We start from the raw sequence: 14,414 nt of genomic DNA, 5'->3' as shown, positions 1-14,414 counted from the left end.
CCCGGCCAGGTAGGCATCTGTGCAGCAACGGCTTGCACGCCGTGGTTAAACGGGAGTCCAGCAATGCATTTCTCTGGAGTGAGGCTCGTCCCAGGCGTGGGTTTTTAGGGCGAGGAATAGGTCAGCGTGGCCTCTGTGTAGTGAACCCGCGGGCGCGAATGGCGCGGCAGCGCCCGGGACGGAAGAAGGACAGGCATCTCCTTATCATCGCCGTACTTCACCGTGGATCGCTGCCAGATCAGATCCCCGCAGAGCAGAACCGTCAGCTCTACCGTCACGAGCGCGCGTGCGTCGAAAACATGACCGGCGCGAACGCTGCCGTCGTCAAGGGCGAAGGTGCCGTGCAGGTGTGAGGTGGGGCTGCCATTCGCCTCACGGCCGAGGTGGCCCTGAAGGCCGGTGAGTTCAATGGCGCCCGATTCCTCGATGATCTCGGTATAGCGAGGGACATTTTCTTCATCAGGCTTGACAACCGAGTACCGAAGAAATTCAAGGCTTCCGGCAGCAGCCACCAGAGCACCCCCGTTGGAGTGCTGTTCGTCGAGGACGGCATTCAAGGCTGTTAGGAGATTCTCGCCCGGGCCCACTCTGAGGCTTACGAACGTCGCGTCTTTGCTGACTATCATGCGTAATTTCCGATCTGGACGGCCCGCGGGAACGGTCCGACACCGCTTGTGACGATGCAGGATTATGGCCCTGTTGAATGGTGTGAGCATATTCCGTTGTTGGTAGTACCAACTCGACGACAGTAGCCACGGGACGACCGGCCGTCAACATGCGGACGTCCACCCAAGGAGAAATGGATGGACTGTAGACAGTTGGTGATACCAACGCTAATCTTGGTGCAATCTGCGCCACGGGCACCGTTTCTCTGGCCTCAAGTCATATCTCGGCTTGAGAGCGCCTTTTGGCGCCGGCAACCTAACAAACCCCGGGAACTGCTGCCGTCCTCTGCGTCGAGCGGCGGAGTTCGTGTTCAAGAACCTCCCGCTCGAGGAGGAGAAAACTTCGACCTGCAGCAACCGAGCAAGAACATTTAGCGGCCCGCCGCAAGCAAAATTCCCACTTTAGAGCTCAAAGAGGAGATCACGTGGTCATCCGAAACAAGTCAGACGAAGCCGCTGTAAGGGCACGAACGCGGCGGAAGGTCCTCTGGCGCATCATGCCTTTCCTGATGCTGTGCTATTTCATCAGCTATCTGGACCGAAGCAACATCAGCTTCGCCGGGCCCAACGGCATGAACGAATCACTGGGCCTGACAGCTACAACCTTTGGATTGGCCTCAGGTATCTTTTTCGCCGGCTACATTCTCCTGGAAGTTCCGAGCAATCTGGCCCTGCATCGCTTCGGTGCCCGTCAGTGGATAGCACGCATCCTTATCAGCTGGGGCATTTGCGCTTCACTGACCGCCTTCGTGCAGGAAGAGTGGCAGCTTTACGTGCTTCGCGTATTGCTTGGTGTGGCAGAGGCTGGATTCGGTCCGGGGATTCTTCTTTACCTGACCTACTGGTTCGTTCAGAAGGACAGGGCACAGGCCTTCGCGCTCTTCCTCGTTGGCATTCCGCTTTCCTCGGTCATCGGTGCCCCGCTGGCGGGCGCGCTGGTGCAATGGGGCGACAAACTGCTCTTCGGCCTGGAGGGTTGGAGGGCCATGATCCTGATCACCGGTGCGCCGGCCGTCATCCTCGGCATCATCTGCTACTCCTATCTCACCAACAAGCCTACCGACGCGCAATGGCTGAGCCCCGAAGAACGCGCCCTCCTTGTTAGCGACCTCGCAGCCGAGGAGAGCAACTATGTCCAGCACAAGTTCGGTGCTGTCCTGACCGACAGGAGAGTCTGGCTGCTCGGTCTCGGCTACCTCGGCCTCCTGTTTGGCCTTTACGCGATTGGGTTCTTCCTCCCAACAGTCATCGCCGGTTTTCAGAAGACGTTTGGCGTGACCTACAGCATCTTTGAAGTCGGCATGCTCGCCGGCATTCCCTATGGCTTCGCAGCCGTGTTCACCATCCTTTGGTCCGTCCACTCCCGCCGGAAAAATGAAGTCGCAGGACATGTGGCGATATCTGCGCTGATGGGTGCCGCCGGCGTTCTCATCGCAGTATGGGCGACATCGCCGTTGGCCACACTAATTGGCATCACGATTACCGCCATGGGCGTCTGCTCCGGCATACCGCTGTACTTCGGGCTTCCCACAAAGTTCTTCACCGGAGTCGCAGCCGCGACAGCACTTGCCCTCATCAATGTCATCGGCAACGCAGGCGGCTTTGGCGGACCTTACATCTTTGGATGGCTTCGCGATCTAACCGGAACTACCACGGCCGGGATGTTCGTCATCGCCGGGTTCTTCCTCGTCTGCGCAGCCGTCGCCAGGCGAACTACTCGCTGGTCAGAACCGGCTCCCGCGCGAACCCCCACGGACATCGAAACGAATGCGCTCTCCAGGTAATACGTACCCGCAGAACGCCTCAATCCAACGGCTCTAAAGTCTGGCGCCCCCTCCATACCGAGACCTGTCTCATCCGGAGGGGGCGCCAGAGGCATTACCGCCCTCGGCTCCAGTACGCCACCGCAGCCCTCGAGCGTGGACGGACCGTGCCACAATCTCAGCCCGCCCAGTGAAGGGCAAGGCGCGGCTTAACGGCCCCGGAGAATCTCGGGGGAGCAGACGAAGAACTGCGGTTGCTTAACCGGGGCAAACGGAACGACGAGCCACCGGCCGCCATAGAACTCAACGTATGAATCCGACGGGCACCGTGCGTAAGCTTCTTCCCGTGTCATGGTCTTGCCTCTCATTTGCTCGTCATTCATTATCCGGAAGTTTTGCAGATCCTGGATCCAGGATCCGGGATCTGTGTTAACAGTACGCCCTTGAATGGGCGATCTCAAGGGGATTTTCGTGCGGCAGGTCGGGGGTAACCCGGTTCAACAAGGGTGGGGCAAATCAGCAGGTCGTCATGATCGAACTGCGGGCTGGTCCAGGCGCGGGTTTGCTGGTTGCGCCCTGAGTGATTTTGCCAGCCGGATCCGCCTTTTGACCCCGCCTTCGCGGACATCTCCGCCGTGAACCGCACGTTGTCTGAACAGTTTTGGCTTCCCGAGCCCTGAGGGAAGGGCCGCGAAATCCAGGCAGAAACAGCCCCTTTCGCAGGCACCCCCCGGCCGTATTAGAACGCCGATAATAATGATTCCGTCAACCTGGTTCGCTGCCACTTTGGGTGTGCTTGTTTCTGAGACTGGGTTTAGTGATGACGTGCCGCGGGAAGCGGGTGACGGTGGCATGTCGTCGTTTGCGGGCGGACCGGCGTCGCGGTCATCCGACCCCGGCCTGGGCAGTTAGGACCCGCCCGCCCCCGAAAGCGCCAAGTAATAAGTATGCTTGCTTTATTGTTGGCTGTATGGCTAAGTGGAGGGTCAGGAGCAAAAAGTCTTTGGAAGGGTCCTCCCCTTGATGGATATCTACGGCATCAACGGCGGGGGTGCGGGTGGGCGGACTCTTGGGGTAGAGGAGGAACTGCTGCTGGTAGATCCGGCTACTGGCGAAGCCCTGCCCCGGGCCGGCGCCCTCCTGGACCTGTACGTTCGCCCGCTGCAAGCTGCGTCCGGGCCTGTTCTGACTGCTGAGTTCCAGCAGGAAATGATCGAAGTCGTCACCCCGCCGCACGCCACCTTGTCAGAGCTTGCGCAGGACATCGTGGCCGGGCGCTCGATCGCCCACCAGGCGGCTCAGGACGTGGGCGTCAGGGTTGCTGCCCTGGGCACCTCCCCGTTGCCGGCCGATCCCCATCCGGTGCAGCTTCGGAGGTTCCGGGCGATGACGGAAGAGTACGGTCTGACCGCGAGGGAACAGCTCACCTGCGGCTGTCACATACACGTCTCCGTGGAGTCCCCCGAGGAGGGCGTGGCCGTGCTGGACCGGATGCGGAACTGGCTGCCGGTGCTCATCGCACTGAGCGCCAACTCCCCGTTCTGGCACGGAAAGGACAGCGGCTATGCCAGCTACCGCTCCCAGGTGTGGAACCGCTGGCCTTCCGCCGGGCCGCTGGAAATCCTGGGCACCCCGGACGCCTACCACCAGCTGGTACACGACATGGTGAGCACCGGGGTCGCGCTGGACGAGGGCATGATCTACTTTGACGTCCGTCTCTCGCGCCACTATCCCACGGTGGAAATACGGGTGGCCGACGTATGCCTGCAGCCCGGGAACACGGTGCTGCTGGCTGGAGTGGCCAGGGGCCTGGTGGAGACCGCGGCCCGCGAATGGCGGGACGGCGTTGAACCGGTGGCCGTCCCGTCGGCACTGCTCCGCTTGGCTGGCTGGAAAGCCAGCCGCTGGGGTCTGCAGGGCGAGTTGCTGGATCCCCACACGCATCGCCCTGCGCCCGCCCTTACGGTCGTCAATTCACTGCTGAACCACATCCGCGCGGCGCTGCAGGACGCCGGAGACCTAGACCGAGTGGACGAACTGGCAGACAGCCTCCTTGCCGGCGGCACCGGCTCGGTCCGGCAAAAAGAGGTGCTGCACCGTACCGGGGACCTGGCGCGCGTGGTGGAGGACGCCGTGGACCGCACCGTCTCCCCACTGTAAAGAGCGGTGGGGGCTGCGCACTATTGAACCTCGCTTTCATCCCTGCGGGGACCATGCTGTGGACCGCCACGACCCTGTCAGGCTCACGCACACGGATCTAGACTGAAGCATTCCGCGAGGCTGGCGGGCAGGCGATGCTGAGCGGGCAACCGAAGATCAAATACATATCCGAAAGGGCTGGCTATGGGCAGCGCCTCGCAAAACGCTGACCGGGCGGCATCGGAAGCGGCCTCGGTGAGGCGAAGCCCAGCCATGTGCATCCTGGCCCGCGCTGGTTTCGTCTTCGTCGGCCTGGTCCACATTCTGATCGGTTTCATTGCCCTGCAGATCGACAGGGGGCAGGGCGGCCAGGCCGACCAGTCGGGTGCGATCGCATCGATAGCCTCGAAACCGGGCGGTCCGGTACTGCTCTGGGCCGGGTTCGCAGCATGTGCGGCACTGGCGCTCTGGATGTTGAGCGAAGTCCTCTTCGCGTCCCGGTCCAAAACCGATTCGAAGAAGAAACTGCAACAGGCAGCGGCGGCGGCAGGAAAGGCAGTGGTGTTCGCTTTCCTGGCCTTCACCTTTGCGGTTTTCGCCTCCGGCGGCAGCAAGAACTCCAGCCAGTCGGCCAGCGACTTCACTGCGAAGCTGATGGGTGCACCAGCCGGCATAGCAGTGCTGATCGCGGCCGGACTCGCGGTCATCGGAGCCGGGTTCTTCTACGCCTACCGTGGCGTGACCCGGAAGTTCATGCAGGATCTGCAAGCCCCTGGCACCGGACGAACGGCGGTCAAGTGGATCGGAACCATCGGCTACGCCGCCAAAGGGGTGGTCCTCGCCGTCGTCGGCATCCTGATCATGGTTGCCGCGGCCACCGCCGACCCCTCGAAATCCTCTGGCCTGGACGGCGGGCTGAAAGCCCTGGGCTCCCAGCCCTACGGCGGCTATCTGCTCGCCGCAGTCGCCGCAGGGCTGGTCTGCTACGGAGCCTACTCGATAGCTCGTGCGCGGTACGGAAAGTTCTAGAACGCTCTATTCCAAGGCCGCAGCAGGACGTACGCTTCGTTGGAGGATGCCAGCCGGTTGCCCGGCCGGCCCAGGCGCTGCCCGGAGGGAGAAATCATGAAAGACGTGGATCCGGACCACCAGGTTGACAGCCAGGATGTCGAGGAACTCCAGAACGACGACAGTTTGACTGCCGCTGACCGCATGGACCTCATAGCGAACCAGGCCCTGGCCGATGATGACACCGACAGCGCGAACGGCGAGCAGCAGACCTAACCAGCCAGCCTGTGGACTGGCGTGTATGACTTCTGTGCCACGGCATGTGAGGTAGCCGGTCTGTCATCAAGCGGGCCGGAGCTGCGCCAAGCAGTTGTCGCGCCGGCGGGACGTCGCCCAGCTGGGGGTTCAATCCCTGGAACCAGGCCTGGACCACGGACCGGGAGTCGCGCTCAGCCAACAGAGCTGCGACGTGGTAGGCATGACCTAGCCGGGTCCTGACCTCAGATGATTGGACTGTAAATTCAGTTCTAATTTACGGGGCAGTTGGTTGTCTGAGGAGCAGCACGAAGCCGCGGCGGTGCTGTATGCGACCGGTTGGGGTCCGTGGCCGCAGCGAGCATGCTCGGGGGCAGGCATTCACCTGACAGCCACGGAAGATCCGGTCAGACCAGCCAGCGCCACCAGCGTGACCGTTCCGGTTCCGACGTTGGTGCCGGTTCCGGTTCCGGCTCCTCACCCAATGCCAGCGCGGCCTCGACGATGTCGTCCGCGGTGAGCGTCATGACGGCCTCACGATCGAGTGCGTCGAGACTTTGTTCCTTGTCGAGCGACAGCCGCAACGCCTGGCGGTTGAGCGCCTGCTCGAACAGCGTGCGGGCGAACCGTGCGTTGCCGGAGTCCTCGCCCGCGTGGAGCCCGGTGAAGATGCGGCGCAGCATCTGGTCCGCACCCGGCTCCAGCGTGTACTCGTGCTGGGCCAGCATCTGGTGGAAGATCGTCTGGAGTGCGTCGACGGAGTAGTCGGGGAATGTGATCTCGCGGGCGAACCGGGAGCGCAGTCCGGGGTTCGAGAGCAAGAAGGACTCCATTAGCCTCGGGTACCCGGCCACGATCACAACCAGGCGGTGGCGGTGGTCCTCCATCCGCTTGAGCAGGACCTCGATCGCCTCGGGGCCGAAGTCCGTCCGGCCGTCCTCCGGGGCCAGCGCGTAGGCCTCGTCGATGAACAGGACGCCGTCCAGCGCACGCCGGATCACCCGGTCCGTCTTGATGGCGGTCGCGCCGACGTACTGCCCCACCAGGCCCGAGCGGTCGACCTCGACCAGGTGGCCTTTCTGCAGCAGACCGACCGCGCGGTACATCTCGGCCAGGAGCCGCGCCACGGTTGTCTTGCCGGTGCCCGGGTTTCCGAGGAACACCAGATGCTGTGATGTGGCCACCTCCGGCAGGCCGTGCGCCTTACGGCGGGCCTGAACCTGGAGCAGTGCGACGAGCCCCCGCACCTGTTCCTTCACGGTCTCCAGTCCGACCAGCGCGTCGAGCTCGGCCTGCACCTCGGAGAGCGGCCGGGCGGGCCCGGGCCTCGCACCGATGAGATCGCCGACAAGGTCGTCGACGCGCTCCGAAACGGGCAGCTTGAGCTGATCGGCCAGATGGCCGATGGTTTCGCGCAGGTCGTCGAGCGGATTGCGGCTGGCAGCCATGCATCCACTGTAGTACTCGATTCCCGACCGGGGTGGGGTTGGCCTCAACGACCTGAGGAACGTTCCGGGTTGAGTGGCACGTCGACCGCGGGTGGAATCCACTCACCCCACAGCCCACGCAACAACCAGCAGCGCGCCCACGCACAGAATGGTGGTGCAGAGGATCACGTCCCGGGCCACGGTCATGCCCCGGCCGTAGGGGGAGGCGAAGAGGAAGACGTTCTGCGCGGTGGGCAGCGTCCCCATGATCACGCTCGCCAGCAGGTGCTGCCCCTCCAGCCCGAAGACAAAACGCCCCAGCACCCAGACAACCAAAGGCATGCCGGCGATCTTCAGGAACGTGGCTACCAGCGTCTCGGTCCGGCCGTCATCTTTCTGCAGCGGCGCCCTGCCAGCCAGCGACAGGCCAAAGGCGAGCAGCACCATGGGGACGGCACCGGCGGCCAGCATGCCGATGGGCTTCTGCAGCAGTTCCGGGGCAGTCCAGCCCGTCAGGGCCACGATGACGCCGAGCGCGGACGCGATGATCATCGGGTTCGACAGCGGCTGGAGCAGCACCTTCCGCCATGAGATCCGGGCACCGCCAAAGATCCCCAGAAGCGTGAGGTAGAACGGGGCCATCACCAGGAGCTGTACCAGCAGCACGGGGGCCACGTGCTGGGCGGTTCCGACGGCGTACAGCGAGACCGGGATGCCGATGTTGTTGGCGTTGGCGTAGCTGCTGGCCATCGCGCCGACGGCGGTCTCCGCAGCCGGGCGGCGGAAAAACAGGAAGCTCAGCAGCCAGTAAAGAAGCCCCACTGCCGCTGCCGAAAGCAGCGCCAGCGGGGCGTCGGTTCCGAGGGCGGCCCGGATGTCGGAGCCGGCCACCACGGTGTAAAGCAGGGCGGGGTTGGTGATGTAGAAGGCTGTGCGGGTCAGCCCACCCTGGACCTCGGGACCCAGAATGCGGAATCTGGCAGCGAGGTAACCGACGGCGATGACTGCAGAAACAATGAGTATTCCGGAGACAACGCCGCCCACTCTTGACCCTTCTGTTTATCTGTATGTACCCGACTTACCGCACCAGGCAGGGCCGCTTCGGGTCAAAGGACCAGCCGTCGATGTAATACTGCATGCCGATGCTGTCGTCGCGGGCGTCCAGTCCGTGCTGCAGGTACAGCTGGTGCGCCTTGTCGAGGGCCTCGCGGTCCAGCTCAATGCCGAGCCCGGGCGCTGCAGGAACCTCAATGGCGCCGCCCTTGATCTGCAGCGGGTTCTTGGTGAGGCCCTGCCCGTCCTGCCAGATCCAGTGCGTGTCCAGTGCCGTGATCTCGCCGGGGGCCGCCGCGCCGGTGTGGGTAAACATGGCCAGCGAGATGTCGAAGTGGTTGTTCGAGTGCGAGCCCCAGGTCAGGCCGAACTCGTTACACAGCTGCGCCACCCGGACCGAGCCGTGCATGGTCCAGAAGTGCGGGTCCGCCAGCGGGATGTCGACGGCGTTGCTGCGGATGGCGTGCGCCATTTCGCGCCAGTCCGTGGCGATCATGTTGGTGGCGGTCTTCAGCCCGGTGGCCCTGCGGAATTCGGCCATGACTTCGCGGCCGGAGAAGCGGCCTTCCGCACCGCAGGGGTCCTCGGCGTAGGCCACGACGCCCTGCATCCGCTTGCCCAGCCGGATGGCCTCCTCGAGCAGCCAGCCGCCGTTCGGGTCCAGCGTGACGCGGGCGTCCGGAAAGCGTCTGGCCAGTGCCGTGACCACGTCCACTTCATCGTCACCGGACAGCACGCCGCCCTTGAGCTTGAAGTCGCCGAAGCCGTAGCGCTCCTGCGCCGCTTCGGCCAGGGCGACGACGGCTTCCGGAGTCGTTGCCTCCCGGCGCCGCAGTTCCTCCCAGCGGTCCGACGGCGCGTCTTCCACGAGGTACGGAAGATCCGTCCGCTTGTGGTCACCGACGAAGAACAGGTACCCGAGCATCGGCACGGACGTGCGCTGCAGGCCGTCGCCCAGCAGTTCCGCCACGGGGACGCCCAGGAACTGGCCGTGCAGGTCCAGCAGCGCGGACTCGACGGCGGTGACGGCGTGGACGGTGGTGCGCAGGTCGAAGGTCTGCAGGCCGCGGCCGCCCGCATCGCGGTCCGCGAACCCCGCGGCGATCCCGCGCAGCAGTGAGCGGTAGCGGGCCACGGGCTTGCCGGCGAGCAGCGCGCCGGCTTCCTCGATGGTGGTGCGGATCTTCTCGCCGCCGGGAACCTCGCCGAGACCGGTGCGGCCGTCGGAGTCGGTCACGATGACCACGTTCCGGGTGAAGAACGGACCGTGGGCGCCGCTGAGGTTCATCAGCATGCTGTCGTAGCCCGCGACCGGGACTACCTCCACGCGGGCGATTGTCGGCTGGGCGGTCATGCGTTGACCTCCTCTTTCTGTTCGGCGGCGTCAGCGGCGATGACGGTGCCGTCGATGCGGCGGTTCAGCTGCCACGGGTTGGTGTCCTTGAGCGGTGCGGGCAGGAGTTCCTGGGGCAGGTTCTGGTAGGCCACCGGCCGGAGGAACCGGTTAATGGCGAGGGTTCCGACGGAGGTGGTGCGTGTGTCGGAGGTGGCGGGGAAGGGGCCGCCGTGGACCACGGCGTGGCCGACTTCGACGCCGGTGGGCCAGCCGTTGACGATGATGCGTCCCACCTTCTGTTCCAGCGCGGGGATCAGTTGTGCCGCCGTCGGGTAGTCCTCTTCGGTGAGTTGCAGGGACGCGGTGAGCTGGCCTTCGATCCGGTTGGTGGCCTCGATGAGTTCTGCGGCGGAGGAGTAGCGGATCACCAGGGACGCGGCGCCGAAGATTTCCGCGTGCAGCACCTCGTTGCTGATGAAGTCGCGGATTTGGGTGCCGTAGATGGCCGGTGCCGGGGCGTTCTGTGTGGGGCCTGGGGTTCCGGTCCCGACGACTGTCACGTTCTCGGCGGCGCCGAGCGCTTCCGTGCCGGAGGTCCAGGAGCCGGCGATGCCGGCGGTGAGCATGGTCTGGCCGGCGCAGGCGGAAACGGCGCGTCCGACGGCGGCAGCCAGTTTGTCGCCTGCCTCACCGGCCGGGGCGAACAGCAGGCCGGGGGAGGTGCAGAGCTGGCCGGAGCTGCCGGTCACGGCGGCGACGTACTGCTGTGCCAGCGCGTCGATCTGTTCGGCGGAGCCGTCCAGGGCGCCGGGGAAGACGAACACGGGGTTCAGCGAAGACATCTCGGCGTAGACCGGGATCGGTTCGGCGCGGGCGGCGGCGGTGCGCATCAGCGCGATACCGGCGCTCTGGGAGCCGGTGAAGCCCACGGCCTTGATGGCCGGGTCGGCCACGAGGGCCTGGCCGATGCTTGAGCCCGGTCCGTAGATGAGCGAGAAGACGCCCGGGTGCAGGCCGAGGTCAGCAAGTGCCTTGGCGATGGCCTGGCCAACGAGTTCGCTGGTGCCGGGGTGGGCGTTGTGTGCCTTGAAAACCACGGGGCAGCCGGCGGCGAGGGCCGAGGCGGTGTCTCCGCCCGCGGTCGAGAAGGCCAGTGGGAAGTTGCTGGCGCCGAAGACGGCGACGGGTCCCAGCGGGATTTGGCGCTGGCGGATGTCGGCCCGGGGCAGGGGCGTGCGGTCCGGGAGTGCCGGGTCGATGCGGACACCGCGGAAGTCGCCCTGGCGGACCACGTTGGCGAAGAGCCGCAGCTGGCCGGTGGTGCGGGCACGTTCGCCCGTGAGGCGTGCCGCGGGCAGGCCGGTTTCCTGGGCAGCGCGGACGGTCAGTTCGTCGCCGATGGCTTCGATGTTGTCCGCGATCGCGTCCAGGAACGCGGCGTGGGTTTCCGGGTCAAGGGTGCTGAAGGACGCGAAGGCCTCGGTGGCCGCGGCGGTGGCGGCCTTGAGCTGCTCCTCGGTGAGCAGGGTGTAGGCGGGCTCGAGCTGTTCGTTGGTGGCCGGGTTGAAGGCGAAGGTGGTCTTGCCTTCGCCGGCAACAGTCTGTCCGGCGATCAGGGAGTGTCCGGTGAGGGTCACGGTTGTTCCTCCTGGGTTAAGGTGTGGGCCAGCGGTTAGGAAACTTTGGCGATGAGTGCCTTGAGGTCGGCCAGGTCCTGTTCCGCCATGTTCTGCAGCGGGGGACGGACTCCGCCGGCGGAACGGCCGATCGCGTCGAGGCCGCCCTTGACGATGGAGACGGCGTAGCCCTTCACACGGTCGCGGATGTCCAGGTACGGGATGACGAACTCGTTCAGCTTCTGGTTGACGGCCACGCGATCGTTGTTGCGGACGTCCTGGTAGAAGTCGAGCGCGAACTGCGGGACGAAGTTGTACATGGCGCTGGAGTAGGTGCTCATGCCCAGCTGCAGCAGCGGCAGCGCAAAGGTCTCTGCCGTGGGGAGCCCGCCCAGGTAGAACAGGCGGTCGCCGAGCTTGGCGTAAACGCGGGCATCGTGCTCGAGGTCGCCCACGCCGTCCTTGAAGCCGATGAGGTTCTCGTGGCGGTCTGCCAAGGTGGCCACAGTGGTGTCCTTGTAGATGGCGTTGGCGCGGTTGTAGATGATGACGCCCAGCGAGGTGGCGCTGCAGACGGCGCTGACGTGGTCAATCAGGCCGCCCTGGTCGGCCTCGGTCAGGTACGGCGGCAGAAGCAGGATGCCCTCGGCGCCCGCGGCCTCGGCAGCCTTGGCGTTTTCGATGGCCTGGGCGGTGGAACCGCCGGCGGAGGCCAGAACGGGGACGGTGCTGCCAACTTCCTCGACGGCGGCCCGGACCACGCGCGCCGACTCGGCCGGGGTGAGCGAGAAGCCCTCACCCGTGCCGCCTGCGGCGAAGAGGCCGGCAACCGGGTAGCTGGCCTGCCATGCCAGGTGCTTGCGGTAGTTTTCCTCGTCGAACTGCAGCTCTGCATCGAAGGAAGTGACGGGGAAGGACAGCAGCCCGTCCTTGAGGGTGTTGGCGAGTTCCTGGGGTGAAAATTTTGCCACGGGATGTCCTTGGAGTCGGTGCCGGGAGCGGCGGGGTGGAGGTGCGGTTCCTTTTCAGGTTAGGGACGCCCGTCCATGCCTGTCCAAGTGCATTTTTGTATCTATTGATACCTTTGATGCATTGAGTCGGCCAAGTCTGGAGGCTAGCCCGCAGCATACTCCAGGTCGCGCAGCAGCCGCACCAGCGCAGGATTCTTGGCGTCCCTGTTCCAGATGGCATGGAGTTCCACAGGCTCCTCCTCGCCGCTGGCCAGCCGCAGGAACGAAACCCCGCGGATCCCCAGGGCCGTGGCCGAGTGCGGCACGAAAGCCACGCCGCGCTTGGCGGCCACCAGCGAAACCATGGTCAGGATCTGGCTGACGGTGTGCACCACGTTCTCGTGCCGGATGGCGTGCAGCCGGACCACGAGGTCGTAGAAATACCTGGCCTGAGTGGGGGAGTGCATGATGAGCGGCTCATCCTTGAAGTCCTCGCCCTGGATATCCCGCTTGAGGTCCGCGAGGGGGTGTGATGCAGGAACCGCCAGCACCATCGACTCGCGGTACAGCAGGTGGGAGTCGAAAACTTCAGTATCGAACGGTGGGCGCGCGAGGCCGAGGTCCAGTTCGCCGGTGAGCAGACCCTGGATTTGCTCGCCCGTGACCAGCTCCTGGAGGTCGATATCCACATCCGGCACGATTGCGCCGATCTCCTCCAGCAGGGGGCCCAGGATGCTGAACCCGCTGGCGGCTGTGAAGCCGATGCGGAGATGGCCCTGCCTCCCGGAGGGCAATACGCCGTGCGGTCACGGGTGCCCGGCTGGCCAGTGCCATGAGCCTGCGGGCCTCGTCAAGGAAGGCCCGTCCGGCGGCGGTCAGCTCAACCCGGCGGTTATCCCGCTCGAGGAGTTCTGCCCCCACTGTCTTCTCCAGTTTCTGGATTTGGCGACTCAGCGGCGGCTGCGTCATGTTGAGGCGCTCCGCGGCCCGGCCGAAGTGCAGTTCCTCTGCCACGGCGATGAACCCCGTCAGCTGGTCGAAGGTAAACGTGATGCCCTCCTGGTATTACTTGATGCATATTTGGGCTTAGACATGCATCATAACGCCTTCCTACACTCGACCTAGCGAACCGGCAGTGACCCGGTTCACACAACCTACGGGCTGAGGCAGCCCGCAGTGCAAACGAGGAGTTTCAATGATGCACTTCCCCACCCGCCGCGCCGTTCTCGGAGCGGCATCGGCCATCACCCTGCTGGCCATGACCGCATGCGGCAATGTCGCCGGCGGCAGCAGTGATTCGTCCAAGTACCCCAACGGCCCGGTCACCCTGACCGTGGGACAGGCGCCCGGCGGCAGCACCGACCTCATCGCGCGCGCAGTTTCCGAAGGCGCGGCCAAGACGCTTGGCGCCCCGATGCCCGTGGTCAACAAGCCCGGCGCCAACGGCGCACTCGCCAGCAAGGAGATCGCCGGCAAGCCTGCCGACGGCCAGAACCTTCTGCTGCTCACCGCTTCCCTGATCACCATCACGCCGCTGGCCGTGACCCAGGACGAGGCTGTTAACATCGACGACTTCGACATCATCACCGGACTGTCCCAGGACGACTACGTTCTCGTTGCGAGCGAAAAGTCCGGCTTCAAGTCCATCAAGGACCTGACCTCGGCCGGCCGCAACATCACCTACGGCACCACCGGAGTCGGCACCGGCAGCCAGCTCGCCCAGACCGTCCTGTTCAAGCAGGCCAACGTGAAGGGCACTGACGTTCCGTTCGACAGCGGCAAGCCTGCCCTGACCGCAGTCCTTGGCAACCAGGTGGAGGTCACCACCATCCAGCTTGGTGAAGCGATGCCGCAGATCCAGGCCGGCAAGGTCTCTCCGCTGCTCGTGTTCTCGGAGGCCCGCAACTCCTTCCTGCCGGACACGCCCACCGCCAAGGAATCCGGCTATGACGTTCCGGTGGCCCAGTACCGCGCCGTCGCCGCACCCAAGGGAACTCCGAAGGAAGTCAAGGACAAGCTCCTTGCCGCCATCCAGGGCACCCTGAAGTCGGACTCGTACAAGGAATTCAACAAGAAGAACATGCTGACTCCAAAGGAAATCTCGGGTGCGGAAGTTGTCACCCAGTGGAAGGACTACGCAGCCAAGTACAAGTCCCTGGTGGAGAAGTACGACATCAGCCTCGCCGGGAACAAGTGATTCCA

General features: G+C 64.7%; 11 protein-coding genes and 1 pseudogene. 5 read left to right on the top strand and 7 right to left on the bottom strand.

The features are described 5' to 3' along the window. Positions 1-104 precede the first annotated feature (104 nt). Positions 105-626: a PCC domain-containing protein gene (locus ABIE00_RS23245; protein WP_354262981.1), complete on the bottom strand. Its 522-nt coding sequence runs from the start codon at positions 624-626 to the stop codon at positions 105-107. A gap of 464 nt (positions 627-1,090) precedes the next feature. On the opposite strand from ABIE00_RS23245, the gene ABIE00_RS23240 reads away from it, so the two are divergent. From ABIE00_RS23240 to ABIE00_RS23225, 4 genes are all read left to right on the top strand, one after another. Beyond that, positions 1,091-2,449: an MFS transporter gene (locus ABIE00_RS23240; RefSeq protein WP_354262980.1), complete on the top strand. Its 1,359-nt coding sequence runs from the start codon at positions 1,091-1,093 to the stop codon at positions 2,447-2,449. 1,002 nt (positions 2,450-3,451) lie between these two features. Beyond that, complete coding sequence (locus ABIE00_RS23235) at positions 3,452-4,588, top strand: glutamate--cysteine ligase 2 (protein WP_354263497.1); 1,137 nt, start codon at positions 3,452-3,454, stop codon at positions 4,586-4,588. 252 nt (positions 4,589-4,840) lie between these two features. Continuing rightward, on the top strand, positions 4,841-5,596 hold the full coding sequence (locus ABIE00_RS23230; RefSeq protein WP_354262979.1) for a DUF1206 domain-containing protein: 756 nt from the start codon (positions 4,841-4,843) through the stop codon (positions 5,594-5,596). A 96-nt stretch (positions 5,597-5,692) separates the two neighbouring features. After that, a complete protein-coding gene (locus tag ABIE00_RS23225; RefSeq protein ID WP_354262978.1) occupies positions 5,693-5,851 on the top strand; it encodes a hypothetical protein in 159 nt (52 codons plus the stop codon). Positions 5,852-6,237: 386 nt separating this feature from the next. On the opposite strand, the gene ABIE00_RS23220 is transcribed toward ABIE00_RS23225, so the two are convergent. The 6 genes and pseudogenes from ABIE00_RS23220 to ABIE00_RS23195 all read right to left on the bottom strand — a co-directional run bounded on the left by ABIE00_RS23220 (position 6,238) and on the right by ABIE00_RS23195 (position 13,265). Then, a complete protein-coding gene (locus ABIE00_RS23220; RefSeq protein WP_354262977.1) occupies positions 6,238-7,278 on the bottom strand; it encodes an AAA family ATPase in 1,041 nt (346 codons plus the stop codon). A gap of 102 nt (positions 7,279-7,380) precedes the next feature. Then, positions 7,381-8,301 (bottom strand): AEC family transporter, encoded by a 921-nt coding sequence (locus tag ABIE00_RS23215; RefSeq protein WP_354262976.1) that lies wholly within the window; start codon positions 8,299-8,301, stop codon positions 7,381-7,383. A 34-nt stretch (positions 8,302-8,335) separates the two neighbouring features. After that, positions 8,336-9,664 carry an enolase C-terminal domain-like protein gene (locus ABIE00_RS23210; protein WP_354262975.1) on the bottom strand — a complete coding sequence of 443 codons (1,329 nt, stop codon included), beginning with the start codon at positions 9,662-9,664 and terminating at the stop codon, positions 8,336-8,338. After that, positions 9,661-11,283 carry an aldehyde dehydrogenase (NADP(+)) gene (locus tag ABIE00_RS23205; RefSeq protein WP_354262974.1) on the bottom strand — a complete coding sequence of 541 codons (1,623 nt, stop codon included), beginning with the start codon at positions 11,281-11,283 and terminating at the stop codon, positions 9,661-9,663. Before ABIE00_RS23205 ends, ABIE00_RS23210 begins: the two co-directional genes overlap by 4 nt. A gap of 35 nt (positions 11,284-11,318) precedes the next feature. Further along, complete coding sequence (gene kdgD, locus ABIE00_RS23200; protein WP_354262973.1) at positions 11,319-12,233, bottom strand: 5-dehydro-4-deoxyglucarate dehydratase; 915 nt, start codon at positions 12,231-12,233, stop codon at positions 11,319-11,321. Positions 12,234-12,376: 143 nt separating this feature from the next. Next, positions 12,377-13,265, bottom strand: a pseudogene (locus ABIE00_RS23195) (LysR family transcriptional regulator). 142 nt (positions 13,266-13,407) lie between these two features. Here ABIE00_RS23195 and ABIE00_RS23190 point away from each other — a divergent pair. Further along, complete coding sequence (locus ABIE00_RS23190) at positions 13,408-14,409, top strand: Bug family tripartite tricarboxylate transporter substrate binding protein (protein ID WP_354262972.1); 1,002 nt, start codon at positions 13,408-13,410, stop codon at positions 14,407-14,409. Positions 14,410-14,414 lie beyond the last annotated feature (5 nt).

This window comes from Arthrobacter sp. OAP107 (genome assembly GCF_040546765.1).
Classification (GTDB): Bacteria; Actinomycetota; Actinomycetes; order Actinomycetales; family Micrococcaceae; genus Arthrobacter.
The sequence above is the reverse complement of the archived record's forward strand: the minus strand, read 5'-3'. Positions and strand labels throughout refer to the sequence as shown.

Bases quoted from the DNA above. Each gene is read 5' to 3' on its own strand.
- ABIE00_RS23245 (WP_354262981.1), bottom strand. From the start codon at position 626: ATGATAGTCAGCAAAGACGCGACGTTCGTAAGCCTCAGAGTGGGCCCG.
- ABIE00_RS23235 (WP_354263497.1), top strand. From the start codon at position 3,452: ATGGATATCTACGGCATCAACGGCGGGGGTGCGGGTGGGCGGACTCTT.
- ABIE00_RS23230 (WP_354262979.1), top strand. From the start codon at position 4,841: ATGTGCATCCTGGCCCGCGCTGGTTTCGTCTTCGTCGGCCTGGTCCAC.
- ABIE00_RS23225 (WP_354262978.1), top strand. From the start codon at position 5,693: ATGAAAGACGTGGATCCGGACCACCAGGTTGACAGCCAGGATGTCGAG.
- ABIE00_RS23220 (WP_354262977.1), bottom strand. From the start codon at position 7,278: ATGGCTGCCAGCCGCAATCCGCTCGACGACCTGCGCGAAACCATCGGC.
- ABIE00_RS23210 (WP_354262975.1), bottom strand. From the start codon at position 9,664: ATGACCGCCCAGCCGACAATCGCCCGCGTGGAGGTAGTCCCGGTCGCG.
- ABIE00_RS23190 (WP_354262972.1), top strand. From the start codon at position 13,408: ATGATGCACTTCCCCACCCGCCGCGCCGTTCTCGGAGCGGCATCGGCC.